At 37.4% G+C, this 17208-nt stretch carries 12 protein-coding genes and 1 pseudogene; 10 read left to right on the forward strand and 3 right to left on the reverse strand.

The annotated features are described in order from the left end of the window. Positions 1-51: 51 nt before the first annotated feature. From hemE to hemB, 7 genes and pseudogenes are all read left to right on the forward strand, one after another. The gene (hemE, locus tag H7U19_RS08380; RefSeq protein WP_186561263.1) at positions 52-1113 is read left to right on the forward strand and encodes a uroporphyrinogen decarboxylase; all 1062 of its coding nucleotides are present in this window, start codon (positions 52-54) and stop codon (positions 1111-1113) included. Between the two features lie 4 nt (positions 1114-1117). After that, positions 1118-2473 (forward strand): TrkH family potassium uptake protein, encoded by a 1356-nt coding sequence (locus H7U19_RS08385; RefSeq protein WP_186561265.1) that lies wholly within the window; start codon positions 1118-1120, stop codon positions 2471-2473. A 3-nt stretch (positions 2474-2476) separates the two neighbouring features. Beyond that, a complete protein-coding gene (locus tag H7U19_RS08390) occupies positions 2477-3223 on the forward strand; it encodes an EI24 domain-containing protein (protein WP_186561267.1) in 747 nt (248 codons plus the stop codon). After that, a complete protein-coding gene (locus H7U19_RS08395; RefSeq protein WP_186561269.1) occupies positions 3213-3755 on the forward strand; it encodes a GNAT family N-acetyltransferase in 543 nt (180 codons plus the stop codon). Before H7U19_RS08390 ends, H7U19_RS08395 begins: the two co-directional genes overlap by 11 nt. Positions 3756-3805: 50 nt before the next feature. Further along, a pseudogene (locus tag H7U19_RS16875) lies at positions 3806-4159 on the forward strand (transposase); the annotation flags it as partial. 192 nt (positions 4160-4351) lie between these two features. Further along, positions 4352-5299: an oxygen-dependent coproporphyrinogen oxidase gene (gene hemF / locus H7U19_RS16880; protein WP_246454730.1), complete on the forward strand. Its 948-nt coding sequence runs from the start codon at positions 4352-4354 to the stop codon at positions 5297-5299. A 147-nt stretch (positions 5300-5446) separates the two neighbouring features. Next, positions 5447-6436 carry a porphobilinogen synthase gene (hemB, locus tag H7U19_RS08405; protein WP_186561273.1) on the forward strand — a complete coding sequence of 330 codons (990 nt, stop codon included), beginning with the start codon at positions 5447-5449 and terminating at the stop codon, positions 6434-6436. A 67-nt stretch (positions 6437-6503) separates the two neighbouring features. On the opposite strand, the gene H7U19_RS08410 is transcribed toward hemB, so the two are convergent. The 3 genes from H7U19_RS08410 to H7U19_RS08420 form a co-directional block, all read right to left on the reverse strand. After that, positions 6504-9341, reverse strand: a complete 2838-nt coding sequence (locus H7U19_RS08410) for a hypothetical protein (protein ID WP_186561275.1) — start codon at positions 9339-9341, stop codon at positions 6504-6506. Positions 9342-9417: 76 nt separating this feature from the next. Continuing rightward, on the reverse strand, positions 9418-12153 hold the full coding sequence (locus tag H7U19_RS08415; protein WP_186561277.1) for a hypothetical protein: 2736 nt from the start codon (positions 12151-12153) through the stop codon (positions 9418-9420). Between the two features lie 76 nt (positions 12154-12229). Continuing rightward, on the reverse strand, positions 12230-15004 hold the full coding sequence (locus tag H7U19_RS08420; RefSeq protein WP_186561279.1) for a hypothetical protein: 2775 nt from the start codon (positions 15002-15004) through the stop codon (positions 12230-12232). A 138-nt stretch (positions 15005-15142) separates the two neighbouring features. Here H7U19_RS08420 and H7U19_RS08425 point away from each other — a divergent pair, with 138 nt between their 5' ends. The 3 genes from H7U19_RS08425 to H7U19_RS08435 are packed head-to-tail and all read left to right on the forward strand — an operon-like array spanning position 15143 to position 17203. Next, a complete protein-coding gene (locus H7U19_RS08425) occupies positions 15143-16228 on the forward strand; it encodes a CNNM domain-containing protein (protein ID WP_186561281.1) in 1086 nt (361 codons plus the stop codon). Between the two features lie 32 nt (positions 16229-16260). Then, positions 16261-16725: a DUF7700 domain-containing protein gene (locus H7U19_RS08430; protein ID WP_186561283.1), complete on the forward strand. Its 465-nt coding sequence runs from the start codon at positions 16261-16263 to the stop codon at positions 16723-16725. 4 nt (positions 16726-16729) lie between these two features. Continuing rightward, positions 16730-17203, forward strand: coding sequence for a methylated-DNA--[protein]-cysteine S-methyltransferase (locus tag H7U19_RS08435; protein ID WP_186561285.1), 474 nt, complete (start codon positions 16730-16732; stop codon positions 17201-17203). The last annotated feature ends 5 nt before the right edge of the window (positions 17204-17208 follow it).

Below are 17208 nucleotides of genomic sequence, written 5' to 3' on the forward strand. Positions count from 1 at the left end.
ATCTTATGAATTGAAATTCAAATTCGTTTTTAAAAAGAACATATTAGAATTATGAAGGATAAAAATATAGAGATACCTGCTTCCGCAGGTATTCGCAACGATTTATTTTTAAGAGCATTAAAAGGTGAAACCGTTGACCGTCCACCGGTGTGGATGATGCGTCAAGCGGGGCGTTACTTGCCAGAATTCATGGAAATCAAGGCAAAGTACGATTTCTTTACCCGTTGCCAAACTCCTGAATTGGCCAGTGAAATTACAGTACAACCTATTCGAAGGTATGGCATGGATGCCGCCATTTTGTTTAGTGACATTTTAGTGATTCCGCAGGCTATGAACATCGAAGTACAGATGAAACCGAATTTTGGGCCCTACCTGCCAAACCCTGTGCGTACCTCAAAAGATGTGAACAATGCCATAGTTCCGGATGTTAAGGAAGCTTTGGATTACGTTTATCAAGCCATAAAAGCAACAAAGGAAAAATTGAACGATGAAATTCCGTTGATTGGTTTTGCCGGCTCCCCATGGACGATTTTATGTTATTGTGTACAAGGCCAAGGCAGTAAAAACTTTGATAAGGCCAAGGCATTCTGCTTTACCAACCCAGTTGCTGCGCATCAAATGCTTCAAAAAATAACAGATACTACCATTGCCTATCTCAAGGAAAAGGTAAAAGCAGGTGTAAACGCCGTGCAGGTATTCGATTCCTGGGGAGGTATGCTATCCCCCACCGATTATCAGGAGTTTTCATGGCAGTATATCAACCAAATTATCGAGGCTCTAAAAGACGATGCGCCGGTAATTGCCTTCGGTAAAGGATGCTGGTTCGCTCTTGGCGACATGGCCAAAAGTGGCGCCTCGGCATTGGGTGTAGACTGGACTTGCTCCCCAAAAAATGCCCGTTATCTTACTGGAGGCAACATCACCCTACAGGGTAACTTTGACCCATCACGCTTATTGTCACCACCCGAAACCATCAAAAAAATGGTACACCAAATGATTGATGAATTCGGCAAGGATAAATATATTGTGAATCTAGGCCATGGTATTTTACCAAACATTCCGTTGGAAAATGCTAAAGCTTTTATTGACGCGGTAAAGGAATATAATATGTAACAATATGCCCAAACCATTTCAGCAATTAGCCAAAAAATATGTGCTTCTAAAAAAAGGATGGAGCCCACAACAAAACTTATTTTACGGGTTTTTTACATACATTATTTTAGGTTTTATATTGCTGAGTTTACCATGGTTTCAAAAGGAGAGTGCCACATTATTGGATCATTTATTTATTGCTACTTCAGCAGTTTCTACTACAGGCTTGGTGACGGTTTCTATTTTTGATACCTACAACTTCTTTGGGCAATTCATCATTATGACGCTCATCCAGCTTGGCGGTATTGGTTATCTCACCTTTACAACCTTCATGTTGCTGTCCACTACCCGAAGAATAACCTTATGGCATAAAAAAGTATTGTCCGCCGAGTTTACGCTCCCCAAAACCATAAGAATTAGGGATTTTATAAAATCGGTTATTCTTTTCACATTAATAATGGAATTCATTGGTGCCATACTATTCTTTATTGCCTTTAAAGGCAAAGGAATGCCTGTTTGGGATACCATTTGGTCATCAATTTTTCATAGTGTGAGCACATTTTGCACTGCTGGTTTCAGCCTGTTTAACAATAGTTTTATAGACTATGCCGATGACCACTTTATCACATTTATTATTTCGATGTTGGCCATCTGCGGGTCAATGGGGTTTATTGTTATAACCGATTTTGGACTTTGGGTAAAACAAAAATCGCATAGATTAAGTTTCACTACTAAAATCATACTTTGGGGCTTTCTAATTTTACTCACCTTTGGCACCATATTTTTCTATTTTTTTGAGCCAAGTATTGCTGCATTATCAGGTAGTTCGCGCTTTTTAGCTTCCTTCTTTCAAACTATGACCGCGATGACAACCGTTGGATTCAATACGGTTGATTTTGGACTATTCTCCCAAGCAATGATGTTGGTTTGTATCTTTTTGATGTACATTGGCGCTTCGCCCTCTGGTACGGCAGGAGGAATTAAAATTACCACATTAACAGCGGTTTTCGCGATTTTAAAAAGTCAATTAAAAGGGCGAAAAAACATTACGTTTTTAGGCAGGATTATCCCATATGAGCGACTATATGTAGCTACTTCAGCTTTTATTTTTTATACCATAATTATTTTAATTGGCACATTTTTGATAACGATTACCAACGATTTTAAATTTGAAAATATTCTTTTTGAAGTCGCCTCGGCACTGGGGACGGTAGGCATAAGTACAGGAATAACCGGCGATATCAATGTATTTGGGAAACTTGTCATTATAATGCTAATGTTTATTGGACGTTTGGGGGTTCTAACTTTCGGATTGGCTATTTGGTCCAAAACGAATCAGGAAGAAAATCTGAATGTTTTAAAAGAAGATATTGCTGTTTAAACTATGATAAAAAATATCATTTCAGGAATAAAAGCTTACTTCGGCGCTTTCAGTTTGATTTCAAAACTGAAACTGTGGAAGTATTTTGCCATCCCCATGTTGATTAGTTTGGTGACCGCCATTGCCGTTTTCGGCTCGGCGTACGGGTTTTCAGGATATATCAGCGATTGGCTTGCGAGTATTTTACCAAGTTGGGGTGGGGCCAATTGGTTGAAAGTAACTTACAGAATTATTTCAGGACTGGTCATCATTGTAGTTGGTCTCATTCTCTACAAGCACATTATTTTGGCCTTATCGGCACCCTTTATGAGTCCGGTTTCAGAAAAAATAGAAGCACATTTTACTGGGCAACCCGCACATTCCCATAGGGATACAACGTTTACCCAACAGCTATGGCGTGGCATTCGAATCAATGGCAGAAACTTATTTATGGAATTATTGCTCACCATTCCCATTTTGCTTTTAAAGTTGATTCCCTTGGTTAATATATTTTCAACAATCTTGTTGTTTATGGTGCAAGCCTATTATGCTGGTTTTGGTAATATGGACTACACTTTGGAGCGTCATTTTCAATACAAAGAAAGCGTAAAGTTTGTTCGTAAAAATCGTGGATTGGCTATTGGCAATGGCATAGTATTCCTTCTCTGCCTCCTCGTGCCTATAGTTGGCGTCCTTTTAGTGTTGCCCCTTTCGGTTACGGCCGCATCAACTCGCACTGTGGAAGCTTTACAATCAAAACATGCAACTTAATTTAGGTTCCTGTTACATATCGCCCATTCAAACCAAAGATGCCTGGAGCATCTGTAATTTTGTTGTTGCCAATGAGGACCGATTAAAACGCTATTTCCCAAAAACATTGGAGCAAAACTTAACACCAGATTTGTCCAATATCTTTGCAGAAAAAAAGGTAAAACAATTTGAAAATGATGAAGAATATGTGTTCACCATTAAAAAAAATGAATCTCATAAGTTAGTTGGCTTGATTTTCCTCAAGGAAATCGATTGGACTAAAAAACAAGGAGAGTTCGCCTATTGTATTGATTATAATATTGAAGGTCTCGGAATAATGACAACTGCTATTCAAGAATTATCGGATTACGCTTTTGACAACCTAGGTTTTGAAACGCTTCAGATTTTGGTGCACCACAGTAATATGGGCAGTATAAAAGTCGCTGAAAACTGTAATTTTACGCATATCAAAACCTTGAAAAACAATTACACCCCTCCTAATGAAAACCCTTTGGATATGGAATTGTATGAACTTTATAATGAGATGGAATAATCAGACCTGACAGGTTTTCAAAACCTGTCAGGTCTTTGGAACAACAAAACATGGCATTAGAAACATTAGAAAAAGACCATTATTATCATATCTTTAATCGAGGCATAAATAGTCAAACTATCTTTTTGACCGAGGATAACATGTCCTACTTTTTGAGATTAATGGATAAACATCTGTCTCAAAAGGTAAAAGTGGTTGCTTACTGTTTAATGAACAATCATTTTCATTTAGTTGCAAAAATTGTTAGGAATGAAAGAGAAGTGACACAGGCCCTGTCCAATTTATTCAATGCCTATGCAAAAGCTTTTAACAAGCAACAAGGCAGAACAGGCGCACTTTTTGAGCGCCCATATAAAAGAATTAGAATTGATGACGAGGACTACCTGAAAAACCTCATTGTTTATATTCATAAAAATCCCGAAAACCATGGTATAGTTAAAAATTTTGAAAACTACAGATTTACGTCTTTTCACGATTTCGCCAATCAAGGGTTTCCAGCATCTTCAGAACAAAATTATATTTTAGATTTGTTTGAAAATATCGAAAATTTCAAATTTGTGCATAAAACTAACCCAGACCTGTCAGGTTTTGAAAACCTGACAGGTCTCAACAAGAACAAACCTAAGGTCTCATTAAAAGACAAATTCTACCAATACATACAAGATTTACAAGATAGTATCACCTCAAAGCTTGAAGAAATTGATAGCAAAGCGAAGTTCCAACAAGATATTTGGAAACGACCGGAAGGTGGAGGCGGTCGCACTAGGGTAATTCAAAACGGTAATGTTTTTGAAAAGGGAGGCGTCAATATTTCAGGTGTTCATGGGAAATTACCAAAATCAATGCAAGCCTATTTTAAGGTAGGCGATGTGGACTTTTTTGCCTGTGGATTGAGTTTGGTGATTCACCCCAAAAGCCCAATGGTTCCAACGGTGCATGCCAATTGGCGCTATTTTGAAATGTATGATAAAGATGGGAACATTATTGATAGCTGGTTTGGTGGTGGACAGGATTTAACACCGTATTATCTGTTTGAAGAAGATGCGAAACACTTTCATCAAACCTGCAAAACAGCTTGCGACAAGCATAACCCCGAGTTTTATTCCCAATATAAAAAACGTTGCGACGAGTACTTTTATAATACCCATAGAAATGAAGGCCGAGGAGTAGGCGGATTGTTCTTTGACTATTGCAAAGCCTCTGAGGATATCTCCATGGAAAATTGGTATAACTTTGTAACTGAAGTTGGTAATAGCTTTTTGGATGCATACATCCCTATTGTTGAAAAGCGCAAAGATTTACCATATAATGAATCCCAACGCAATTGGCAGGAAATTCGCCGTGGACGTTATGTGGAATTCAATTTAGTACATGACAAAGGCACCCTTTTTGGACTAAAGACCAACGGTCGCATTGAAAGTATTTTAATGAGCTTACCACCACATGTACAATGGGTGTACGACCATCATCCCGAGGCAGGAAGCGAAGAAGAAAAATTGATTAAAGTTTTAAGAAATCCGAAAGAGTGGGTAGAAGTCCCCTAACCCCCAAAGGGTGAACTATCACTGTTATGAGAAAAAGTATAGACGATAAAATAATAACTAGTTTCAATGCCTTAAACAAGGAAGTGAAACCCTCAAACCCTATTCACCCCTAATAGGCATTCCCCCTTTGGGGGATAGGGGGCTTATATGTATCCATTACGTCGAAATAGAAGACTACGAATCAACGAAGCCATTCGCTCAATAGTTCGCGAAACCATTATTACCCCTAACGATTTTTTAGTCCCACTGTTTGTAGTGGAAGGCAAAGGCATTAAAGATGAAATTCCATCGATGCCCAATTACTTCCGTTACAGTTTGGATTTATTAGAAAATGAAGTCAAAGAATTATGGACACTAGGTTTAAAGTCAGTATTGCTTTTTGTTAAAGTGCCCGATAACTTAAAAGACAATAAAGGTACGGAGGCTTTAAATCCAAACGGATTGATGCAACGTGCTATTAAAACCGTTAAAAATGCGTGCCCAGACATGTTGGTGATGACCGATGTAGCTTTAGACCCATACTCAGTTTATGGCCATGACGGCATTATTGAAAACGGACAAATCGTTAACGATAACACCGCCGAAGTATTGGGAGAAATGAGCCTTTCCCATGCCAAAGCTGGAGCTGATTTTGTCGCTCCAAGTGATATGATGGACGGCCGTATTTTGACCATTCGCGAAGCTTTGGAAGATGAGGGATACTTCAATACTGGGATAATGAGTTATTCTGCCAAGTACGCCTCAGCATTTTACGGCCCATTTCGGGATGCTTTGGATTCTGCACCAGTAGATATTCAAGATATCCCAAAAGATAAAAAAACCTATCAAATGGATTTTGGCAACCGCTTTGAAGCCATTCGAGAAACTGAAATGGATATCGATGAAGGCGCGGATATCGTAATGGTAAAACCTGGGATTTCCTATTTGGATATTCTTCGGGATATCAAAAATGAGGTAGATGTTCCCGTGGCCGTTTATCAGGTGTCTGGCGAATACGCCATGATAAAAGCGGCCGCAGAAAAAGGCTGGCTGGACCACGACCAAATTATGTTGGAGACTACGACGGCTTTTAAGCGTGCTGGGGCGGATATCATAGCCTCTTACTTTGCTAAAGACATCGTAAAATTAATTTATTAGTTAAAAATATGATCTGTCACCCTGAGCGCAGTCGAAGGGATCCAAAGTATGTTGCAAAAGTGGTAGCTTAATTATTTTCGAGTCGCTTTTCCACAGTATAAGAGGTTTCAAAATAGCCAATTTTGCCATCAGGGGTAATGGCTTCAACTACAACTAGAATGTCGCCCGTGTTATCACCATTGTAAAACTCAACTTTTGCATTTCCATCTTCATCAGTTTCTGCCAAAGGTTTCCAATGGATAGCTGAACGCAAATCTGGAATGTCCCAATCCTCATCTTCTAATTTATCATATTTGGGGGCATAAAATTCACGTTTGGCTGAAAATCCAGAAACTTTTCCTTGAAAAATGCCTTTAGTAGATCCAATAGCCGCAATTCCAATACTGCCATAGGTGTATATGCTTATAATACCAACAATAGGTGCCTCATTTCCAATCATAGCACTTATTCTTAGAACATCCATTCGCGGAAATACCTCTTGGTAATATCGTAAAATACTACCTTTAAGTCTTCTTAAAATCTCTACACTTTTTATGTTTTCAACGGTTAGAGCAGGCAAAAGGGGATAATCCCTACCTTCAACTATTTCTCCATCAATAAATACAAAAGCATGATTTGTATTTGCAATTTTGGGAACAGCTATAGGCCTATATGGGGTATCCTTAAGGTCAGGACCAAGGTCAAAAGCCTGAACAGGTAAATATACATTCTGAAAATAAATATCGTCTGGAAACTTAGTTCTAAGAAGGTCGTATAACCCCGACATCCAGTCTTCTTCTTCCTTTACCAGTTCTTCATTTTCTATAACCGTATCAGGCGGACCGTGAAGCTTAAATATCTTCTCGCGCTCGGGTGTTATATTATAGCCTGTTAGTTCTACTGCATCTAATGCAACGGTTTCGGTTGTGGTTTTAAAATCGTTATTCGTATTGTACTGAACAATACTTTCTTCAATAAAAGTCTTATAAATTGTATCGGCTAGTGTAACGGTTTCTTCGGTTTTGTATTTCACTTTTGGTGGTGCTATTGCATCATCTAAGGTGATATTATAATCTTTTGGTGCGCCTTTTTTATTTGTAGATTGAATTAGTATGGAATGCTCATCTGCAAAAAGATTATTTAAACTAAACGTAAATGCGCCTAAACTATCGGTTTCTTGGGTATGCACACTAAAAGAAGGCTTTGTAATCATAGTGAGGTTAATAGGTTTTTTCGGGGTTTTGTTTTTGTTAAAATTAGATCTTACTTTTCCAGATATAACTGCCTCTGTTTCGGGTTGAAACTCAAAATTTGAGCCTGTATCCGTTTTATCATAAATATAATCTCGCCAACCTTGTGTTAGCATTAGCGCTTCTAAATCGCGTTTTCTAAGCTTATTATTACTATCAAAATAATAGTTGGGATTTTCTATAAAACCCTTTAATTCTGAGTTTAATAAAAAATAGGACAACATATTGGGTTGTACCTTTTGTGTTGAACCTAATTTGTTTTTATCCATTACCAGTGCAGAGAAATTAACTTTAACAGGACTGTCATCAACATCAGAAACAGATACCTTAAGTGCTGTTTTTTGGCGTTTTCCATAAAACTCTTTGTCGGTATTTGCCGTTATATTTACTATTTTCTCTTCCTTGTAATTAAAAAACAAACGTTCGCAAACTGGCGCATCATAACTAGTAAATAATGTGATGTATACTATACCATTGGGAAGCTCTGCTTTTTTAACGAAGGCTTCATGCATTCCATTTTCTAATGTAAAAGCATGCTTTCGTATCAAAACACCACGACTTCTTACTTCAACATATAGGTTCTCTGTGTTTTGAATATTGCTTTTTACAGTTAAACTCATGTAGTCTCGAGTTTCTCCTGCGCTTATCAAGTAACCTGTTGACTTTACTTTTGGTAGTGGGTATTTATAAGCAACACCTTCTTTACTTATAATTTTTCCATAATACGATTTGCTTTTACTTGGCTTAAAATAGGTAAAACCCATCCCTAAGTCATTAGTGGTAAAAGGTCTAATTATACTGTCTGTTTCATCTACAATATGACCACTAACCACTGCTCCCAACCCTTTATAATTAATAGCTTTATAGGCTACTTTATTCTCTAGACCATCAATCATTTTTCCGCCTTCCGGGAAAAACTGGAGATCTAAAACATCTTTGTTGAGGGCTATGATTTTAGAGTATGTACCTTCAACCTTACGCTTGCGGTTTTTTAATTTGGTGTCTGCCAACTTTACCTTAATCTTTGCTGTAATCAGGTCTTTTGGCAAGGTGTAATCCATGATGTATTGCTTGTTTTTTGGCTTTACTTCTATGGAATCTAACAGACCTTCAGAATGGATGTAAACTTTTATATCTTTGTTATAATCATCTTTTATAATTTGTGGAAACAGGCTTGCGGATAGTTTAACTTGGTCTGTTCCTATTTCGGTGAGGGTAATATTGGTAATAATATCGCCTTTATTTATAGTATCTAAAGCGAATACATCAATATAGGTTTTAAAAACAAATGCCTGCCCAAAATTTCTGTTCCATTGTGTGTAGGCTCTTATTAAATACCGTCCAGAAGGTAAAACATCACTTAAATCAAAAAAACCATCAGATAAACCGTTTTCCAATTTTAGCGTTTTTGTATCTATAATATTTTCATCAAAATCTATAATCTCAACATATAAAACGCCACTTAGCCTTGTAGGTTGGTTTATGGTATTGGTTACAATGGCCTTGTACCAGATGGTTTCCCCGGTTGTAAAAACGGTATTGCTTAACTGAAGATATATTTTTTCGGCGAAAGCATTCCTGGTTGTTTTTTTGAGATTTAATGTGTCTTTCGTTTGCGAATGTACAGAAGCGAGGCAACAAAAAAAAAGCAATATTGAAACAGATTTTCGTATCATAGTAACCCCCATTAAGAGCTTTTATTCAAGATATAATTTGACCATAAGTTAAACCAAAGGCTTAAAACCTATTCTATTAATTGTTTTCTGAATGTTTTTCCACAGTATAAGAGGTCTCAAAATATCCAATTTTTCCGTCTGGTGTAATAGCCTCTATGATGACGAGTTTGTCACCAATGATGTCATCATTGTAAAATTCCAGTTCAATGTTTCCTTTCTTATCGGTGAACAAAGAAGGTTCCCAGTGTAATACTGGGCGTAAATCTGGTGTATCCCAATCTTCAGGTTTTAAGGTCTCGTATTTTGGTTGATAAAACTCGGGTGTAATAGAAAAACCGGAAACCTTTCCTCTAAAAATACCTTTTGCATATCCTAGAGCTGCCATTCCAATACTGCCATAGGTATATATGCTTATAATAGCGATGTGTTGATTACCAAGCACTCTTTTAGGCCTTTTTATAACTTCAACACTTTTTATATTTTCGATGGTTAAATAGGGCAATAAATTATAAGATTCTTTACCAACCGGACTGCCATCAATATAATATATAGTCAAATCTGCACTAGCAATATGTGCTAGTAGAAAGCTTCCCCCATTTGGTATTTGCACTACTCTAAATATAATATCATCTGGGAACTTAGTGCTAAGAAGGTCGTATAATCCAGACATCCATTTTTCTTCTCTCTCTTTGAGTTGTTCATTCTCTATGACGATATCTGGAGGTCCGTGGAGTTTAAACATTCTTTCGCGTTCCGGTGTTACGTTGTAGCCCGTCAATTCTACAGCATCCAACGCTATGGTGCTGTCGTCCAAATCAAACCCCGATACGGCTTGTCTTTCTTGTTTTTTAATCTCTAAAAAGTCATTTATAACACTATCCGGGAGCGCTATTACTTCTTCTTTCTCATAAGTGATTTTCGGTGGAGGTATCGGTGCGTCTATCATAATAGAATATTCTTTGGCTCGCCCTTTTTTGTTGGAAGATTGTATAATAACATCTAGCTTATCGCCATAAGGGTCAAATAAATCAAAAGCAAAAGTACCAGTACTGTCCACTTCATGAGTATAAACTCCAGGTGGTTTACCCGAGGTCATTAAGATTAAATTCACATCATTTTTAGGTACTTTGTTTTCATTCCAGATGGCACCCACCCTCCCAGAAACACGTAATGCGGTTTCAGGTTGTATCTCAAAAACATGCTTTGCATCATTAAAACTATACTTATAATTGCGCCAACCCTGTGTGAGCATTAGGGCTTCTAAATCTCGTTTTCTGAAAATATTATCATCATTAAAATAATGCGTAGGGTGCTCTATATGCCCTTTTAATTCTGAGTTTAATAAAAAATAAGATAGAATGTTCCCCTTAAATTGCTCGGTTTGTTCTATTTGATTTTTATCTACAACCAATACAGATAGATTTGCCTCAACTGGGCGTCCATTACTATTGGCGACTTTAAATTTAAGAGCCGTTTTATCTCTCTGGCTGTAATATTGCCCTTCGGTTTCTTTGGTAATATTTAAATTATCGGCTTCATTAAGATGAAAAAACAAACGCTCACTTAACGGTGTTTTATGCTCACTTAGCAATGTAACATTAAGTATGCCCTGGGGTAATTTTTGTTTAGGTATCGAGGCATTATAAGGTGCATTAGATAATGTTACTGGAAATTCCTTTAATAGCACACCTTTGGATTTAAGTTGTATCCAATAATCACGGGTGGCTTTAACCTTGGAGGTCACATTTATGTTCATGTAGCTCGTCGTTTCCGTTATGCCTAAAACATGGCCTTCGGCATATACCTTGGGGAGTTCAAACTTACGGGCAACATGGTGTTTGGAATTAATTTTACCATAATAGGCTTTGTGCAATTTTGGTGTAAAAAGTACATATCCCATGCCTAGGTTATTGGTTTTAATGGTAGCAACAACACTATCCTTTTCATCAACAATAACACCATTAATCTCTTTACCCAAGCCTTTGTAGTTTAGTGCTTTAAACGCGAGCTTACCGGTTAAGCCATCAATTAACTTCCCACTTTCTGGAAAAAACTGTAGGTCTATAAATGCTCTATCTATAGCGATGGTTTTGTTGTATGTTTTCTCCACCCTTGTTTGAAAGTTTTTTAGCTTGGTGTCCTCTAGTTTCATTTTTAGGTTTACCGAAACCGCATCCTTAGGGAGTACATATTGCAACTTGTAAAACCCATTTTCTCTTTTAATTTCTATGGTGTCCAAAAACGTTTCGGTTTTAACGTAAACCGTCACGTCCTTTTTATAGTCGGGTTTTATAAGTTCTGGGAAAAGTTGGGCAAATACCTCGTGCTGGCCTTCCTCTACTTGATACAATGTTATGTTTTGTATGGGCGATGGCCGTTGGTTGCCATTGGCAGGAACTAGGTTAACGTATTGCTTGAACATAAAATCCTCGCCAAAGTTTTTATTCCACGCTGTATAGGCCCTTATTAAATAGCGTCCGGGGGTATAGGTTTGCTCCAATTGAAAACCGTTGTCGGCCATACCATTGACCAACCTTAACTTTTTTGTTGCCACAATGTCCTTATCAAAATCGATAAGTTCTACGTGCAAAATACCACTTAGCCTTGTAGGTGCATTTTTGGCATCTGTTACAATGGCCTTGTACCAGATGGTTTCCCCGGTTGTAAAAACGGTATTGCTTAACTGAAGGTATATTTTTTCGGCGAAAGCATTCCTGGTTGTTTTTTTGAGATTTAATGTGTCTTTCGTTTGCGAATGTACAGAAGCGAGGCAACAAAAAAAGAGCAATATTGAAACAGATTTTCGTATCATAGTAACCCCCATTAAGAGCTTTTATTCAAGATATAATTTGACCATAAGTTAAACCAAGGACTTAAAACCTATTCTATTAATTGTTTTCTTTGTGTTTTTCTACTGTGTAAGAGGTCTCAAAATAGCCAATTTTTCCATTTGGTGCAATAGCCTCTATGATGATGAGTTTGTCTCCAATGATATCATCATTGTAAAATTCCAGTTCAATGTTTCCTTTCTTATCGGTGAACAAAGAAGGTTCCCAATGTAATACTGGTCGTAAATCTGGTGTATACCAATCTTCAGGTTTTAAGGTTTCGTATTTTGGTTGATAAAACTCGGGGGTAATAGAAAATCCTGCAATATGACCTTGGAATAATCCTTTTGAAACTTCAAGAGCTCTAAGACCAATACCTCCAAAGGTATATATACTAACTATACCAAAATTATATGTTCCTACCATTATACTTCTAGCCATAGGATCCATCCGAGGAAATGCTTCCATAATATGGTTCATAAATGTGCCACTAGGCCGCTCTAATATTTCGACACTTTTAATATTTTCTATGGATAGATTAGGTAAGAATAAATAGTCTCTGCCTAGAACAACTTCTCCATCAATAAAAACAAGCGTGTCGTCTGTTCCATAAACTTGCGCCTTATAAAAAAATCCTCCCCCACACATTTTAACGGCTTTGATAAAAACATCATCTGGAAACTTAACTCTAAGAAGATCGTATAACCCAGACATCCATTTTTCTTCTCTCTCTTTGAGTTGTTCATTATCTATGACAATATCTGGAGGTCCGTGGAGTTTAAATATTCTTTCACGTTCCGGTGTTACGTTGTAACCTGTAAGTTCCACGGCATCCAACGCTACGGTGCTGTCATCCAAATCGAATCCGGTTACGGCTTGTCTTTCTTGTTTTTTAATCTCTAAAAAGTCATTTATAACACTATCCGGGAGCGCTATTACTTCTTCTTTCTCATAGGTGATTTTAGGAGATGGTACAGGCTCATCAAGAATGATTTCATAAAATTTAGGTTTCCCTTTTTTGTTGGAAGATTGTATTTTAAGTTCTAGCTTATCCCCATAGGAGTGAATTAAATCAAAAGCAAAATTACCAATACTATCAGGCTTACAAGAGTAGAACCCCGGTGGCTTCCCTGAAGTGAGCACATTTAGATTAACCCTATTTTTAGGCGCTTTGTTTTCATTCCAGATGGAACGTACTTTTCCAGAAACACGTAAGGCGGTTTCAGGTTGTATATCAAAAACATGGTTTGCATCATTAAAACTATACTTATAATTGCGCCAACCCTGTGTAAGCATAAGGGCTTCTAAATCTCGTTTTCTGAAAATATTATCATCATCAAAGTAATGCGTAGGGTTCTCAATATGTCCTTTTAATTCTGAGTTTAATAAAAAATAAGATAGAATGTTCCCCTTAAATTGCTCGGTTTGTTCTATTTGATTTTTATCTACAACCAATACAGATAGATTTGCCTCAACTGGGCGTCCATTACTATTGGCGACTTTAAATTTAAGAGCCGTTTTATCTCTCTGGCTGTAATATTGCCCTTCGGTTTCTTTGGTAATATTTAAATTATCGGCTTCATTAAGATGAAAAAACAAACGCTCACTTAACGGTGTTTTATGCTCACTTAGCAATGTAACATTAAGTATGCCCTGGGGTAATTTTTGTTTAGGTATCGAGGCATTATAAGGTGCATTAGATAATGTTACTGGAAATTCCTTTAATAGCACACCTTTGGATTTAAGTTGTATCCAATAATCACGGGTGGCTTTAACCTTGGAGGTCACATTTATGTTCATGTAGCTCGTCGTTTCCGTTATGCCTAAAACATGGCCTTCGGCATATACCTTGGGGAGTTCAAACTTACGGGCAACATGGTGTTTGGAATTAATTTTACCATAATAGGTTTTGTGCAATTTTGGTGTAAAAAACACATAGCCCATGCCTAGGTTATTGGTTTTAATCGGTACCACAATACTATCCTTTTCATCAACGATAACACCATTAATCTCTTTACCCAAGCCTTTGTAGTTTAGTGCTTTAAACGCCAGCTTACTGGTTAAGCCATTAATCAATTTTCCACTTTCTGGAAAAAACTGTAGGTCTATAAATTCTCTATCTATGGCGATGGTTTTGTTGTATGTTTTCTCCACCCTTGTTTGAAAGTTTTTTAGCTTGGTGTCCTCTAGTTTCATTTTTAGGTTTACCGAAACCGCATCCTTAGGGAGTACATACTGCAACTTGTAAAAACCATTTTCTCTTTTAATTTCTATGGTGTCCAGAAACGTTTCGGTTTTAATGTAAACCGTCACGTCCTTTTTATAGTCGGGTTTTATAAGCTCTGGGAAAAGTTGGGCAAATACCTCGTGCTGGTCTTCCTCTACTTGATACAATGTTATGTTTTGTATGGGCGATGGCCGTTGGTTGCCATTGGCAGGAACTAGGTTAACGTATTGCTTAAACATAAAATCCTCGCCGAAGTTTTTATTCCACGCCGTGTAGGCCCGTATTAAATAGCGCCCGGGAGTATAGGCCTGCTCCAATTTAAAACCATTGTCGGCCATACCATTTACCAACTTTAACTTTTTTGTTGCCACAATGTCCTTATCAAAATCGATAAGTTCTACATGCAAAATACCGCTTAGATTTGTTGGTGCGTTTTTGGCGTCTGTTACTATCGCCTTAAACCAGATGGTTTCGTTGTTGGTAAATACAGAATTGTTGAGCTGTAGATATATTTTTTCGGCGAAGGTGTTTTTGGTAGTTTTTTTAAGGTGTAGGGGATTTTTGGTTTGAGAATAAATAGAACCCAAAAAACAAAAAATGAATATCAATAAGGCTAATTTTTTTACCAAAACAGATAGGGTTAGGATATTTCTTTCAATATACAACTTATTTATAAATCGAACAAAGCCACTATCGCGCTTAGTTAAATTGATTTCGTAAATTAGCCATCAACTAAAAAATTCTGAATGAGCGCACTAATCTTTTGGGCAACCATTTCCATTTTCTTTTCCTTTTTATGTTCTATTCTCGAAGCTGTTTTGCTCAGCGTTACCCCAACGTTTATTAATGTTAAAAAGCAGGAAGGGAAAGATTATGCGACTACTTTAGAGGAATTAAAAAAAGACGTCGATAAACCTTTAATTGCCATACTTACACTAAACACTATTGCGCACACATTAGGTGCTATGATGGTAGGTATTGAAGCGGAGAATTTGGGCTATGATTGGAATGTTTTAGGTATCAATACCGTAGGGATTATTTCGGCAATTATGACGTTTTTAATTTTGGTAGCTTCCGAAATTATCCCAAAAACCATAGGTGCCACCTATTGGAAAGGATTAGCCAATTTTGCTTCAAAAACCTTAACCATCTTAATTTTTCCTTTAAAGTGGACAGGCATCTTGTGGATGCTTCAATTAACTACAAAGTTAATTGGTGGCAAAGGGCACGGCAGTGTATTGAGTCGCGAAGGCTTTGTGGCGATGACCGAAATTGCCCATGAGGAAGGCGTCTTTCAGGAAAATGAAAGCACCATTATAAAAAATCTATTGAACTTCAAGCAGATTCTTGCCAAAGATGTGATGACACCTAGAACGGTGATGAAAACCGAGGATGAAACGACTACGGTTGAGGACTTCTTTAAGCGAAACCTTAACATTCGCTTTTCAAGAATTCCTGTTTATTCTGGCGATACAGATAACATCACAGGATTGGTTCTTAAAGATGAAATTTTTAAGGAAATGGCTTTGGACAATAATTCTAAAAAACTGTCTGAATTAAAGCGAGATGTCATTGTAGTGAACCGAGGTCTTGCCATTCCTACCTTATTCGAAAAATTGGTAGAGAGTAGGAACCACATGGCACTGGTGGTGGACGAATACGGCTCGGTAAGTGGGCTAGTTACTATGGAGGATGTTATTGAAACTTTGCTCGGACTTGAAATCATGGATGAGAGCGACAATGTTTCCGACCTACAGGTATTGGCCCGAAAAAGCTGGGAAGCCCGAGCAAAAAAATTGGGTATCATTTCTGAAGACAATCCTTCAGAATAGCTAATAATCGATGTGAAAGCAGTTTCGACCTCATGAAACAATTCATCAAAAATATATTGATTTTATTAAAATTATGGCCAAAACCGACACCCGTAAAACGCCATGATCTACAAAAAATAAGCATTCAAAAAGATCTGTATCTTCAAGTTTATTGGAAAGTCTTAAAAATAGGCAAAGGGCCAGCCGTTATTTTAAAATGGAAAACCATCGAGCTGATGAAATTTGACTGTTTCGGGCATAAGGATGGGCATTATCACATAGCTCCAAATTATGATTTTCGAATTTATTTTACGGAACAAACAGCTAAAGCACAAATCAAACGGACTTCTGAAGAGTTGCTGATTAATGCCCAACGATATTTAAAATTGCATCCAGCAACAGAAATAAACAGAATTGAAATCGACCAAAATGCTCTAAAAGATGCGGTTAAAAAAGCAGAACAAAGCATGTTATACTATTTGGATAACATAAAGGAACTTCATAATAATCCTTCGTAATAAAATGGAAACCTGTATCATTACTTCACCTTTGGGTTTTACCAAAATTATTGGTGATTCCAATGGCATTGCATCCGTTACCGTTCTAAATTCCGAAGAAATCCCCACTGATATTATCCCCGAGATTCTTGAAGATTGTGTCATACAGCTCAACGAATATTTTGATGGCACCCGGAAACATTTCAACTTAAAATTAAATCCGCAAGGCACTGATTTTCAAAAGGGCATTTGGAAACTTTTGGAAGCTATTCCATATGGAAAAACCACAACGTATTTGGAGCTTTCCAAAACATATGGAGATGAAAAAGCCATTCGCGCAGTAGCCAATGCCAACGGCAAAAACCCACTTTGGATTATTGTACCCTGTCACCGCGTGATTGGAAGCGACGGCAGTTTAACAGGTTATGCGGGAGGGCTACGCCGAAAACAATGGTTATTGGAACATGAAAGTCCGTACAAACAACAATCTTTGTTCTAAACCAA

This window comes from Hyunsoonleella aquatilis, from assembly GCF_014270105.1.
Classification (GTDB): Bacteria; Bacteroidota; Bacteroidia; order Flavobacteriales; family Flavobacteriaceae; genus Jejuia; species Jejuia aquatilis.

Excerpts from the sequence above, each read along its gene's own strand:
- hemE (WP_186561263.1), top strand. The coding sequence starts at position 52 with ATGAAGGATAAAAATATAGAGATACCTGCTTCCGCAGGTATTCGCAAC.
- H7U19_RS08385 (WP_186561265.1), top strand. The coding sequence starts at position 1,118 with ATGCCCAAACCATTTCAGCAATTAGCCAAAAAATATGTGCTTCTAAAA.
- H7U19_RS08390 (WP_186561267.1), top strand. The coding sequence starts at position 2,477 with ATGATAAAAAATATCATTTCAGGAATAAAAGCTTACTTCGGCGCTTTC.
- H7U19_RS08395 (WP_186561269.1), top strand. The coding sequence starts at position 3,213 with ATGCAACTTAATTTAGGTTCCTGTTACATATCGCCCATTCAAACCAAA.
- hemB (WP_186561273.1), top strand. The coding sequence starts at position 5,447 with ATGTATCCATTACGTCGAAATAGAAGACTACGAATCAACGAAGCCATT.
- H7U19_RS08410 (WP_186561275.1), bottom strand. The coding sequence starts at position 9,341 with ATGATACGAAAATCTGTTTCAATATTGCTTTTTTTTTGTTGCCTCGCT.
- H7U19_RS08415 (WP_186561277.1), bottom strand. The coding sequence starts at position 12,153 with ATGATACGAAAATCTGTTTCAATATTGCTCTTTTTTTGTTGCCTCGCT.
- H7U19_RS08425 (WP_186561281.1), top strand. The coding sequence starts at position 15,143 with ATGAGCGCACTAATCTTTTGGGCAACCATTTCCATTTTCTTTTCCTTT.
- H7U19_RS08430 (WP_186561283.1), top strand. The coding sequence starts at position 16,261 with ATGAAACAATTCATCAAAAATATATTGATTTTATTAAAATTATGGCCA.
- H7U19_RS08435 (WP_186561285.1), top strand. The coding sequence starts at position 16,730 with ATGGAAACCTGTATCATTACTTCACCTTTGGGTTTTACCAAAATTATT.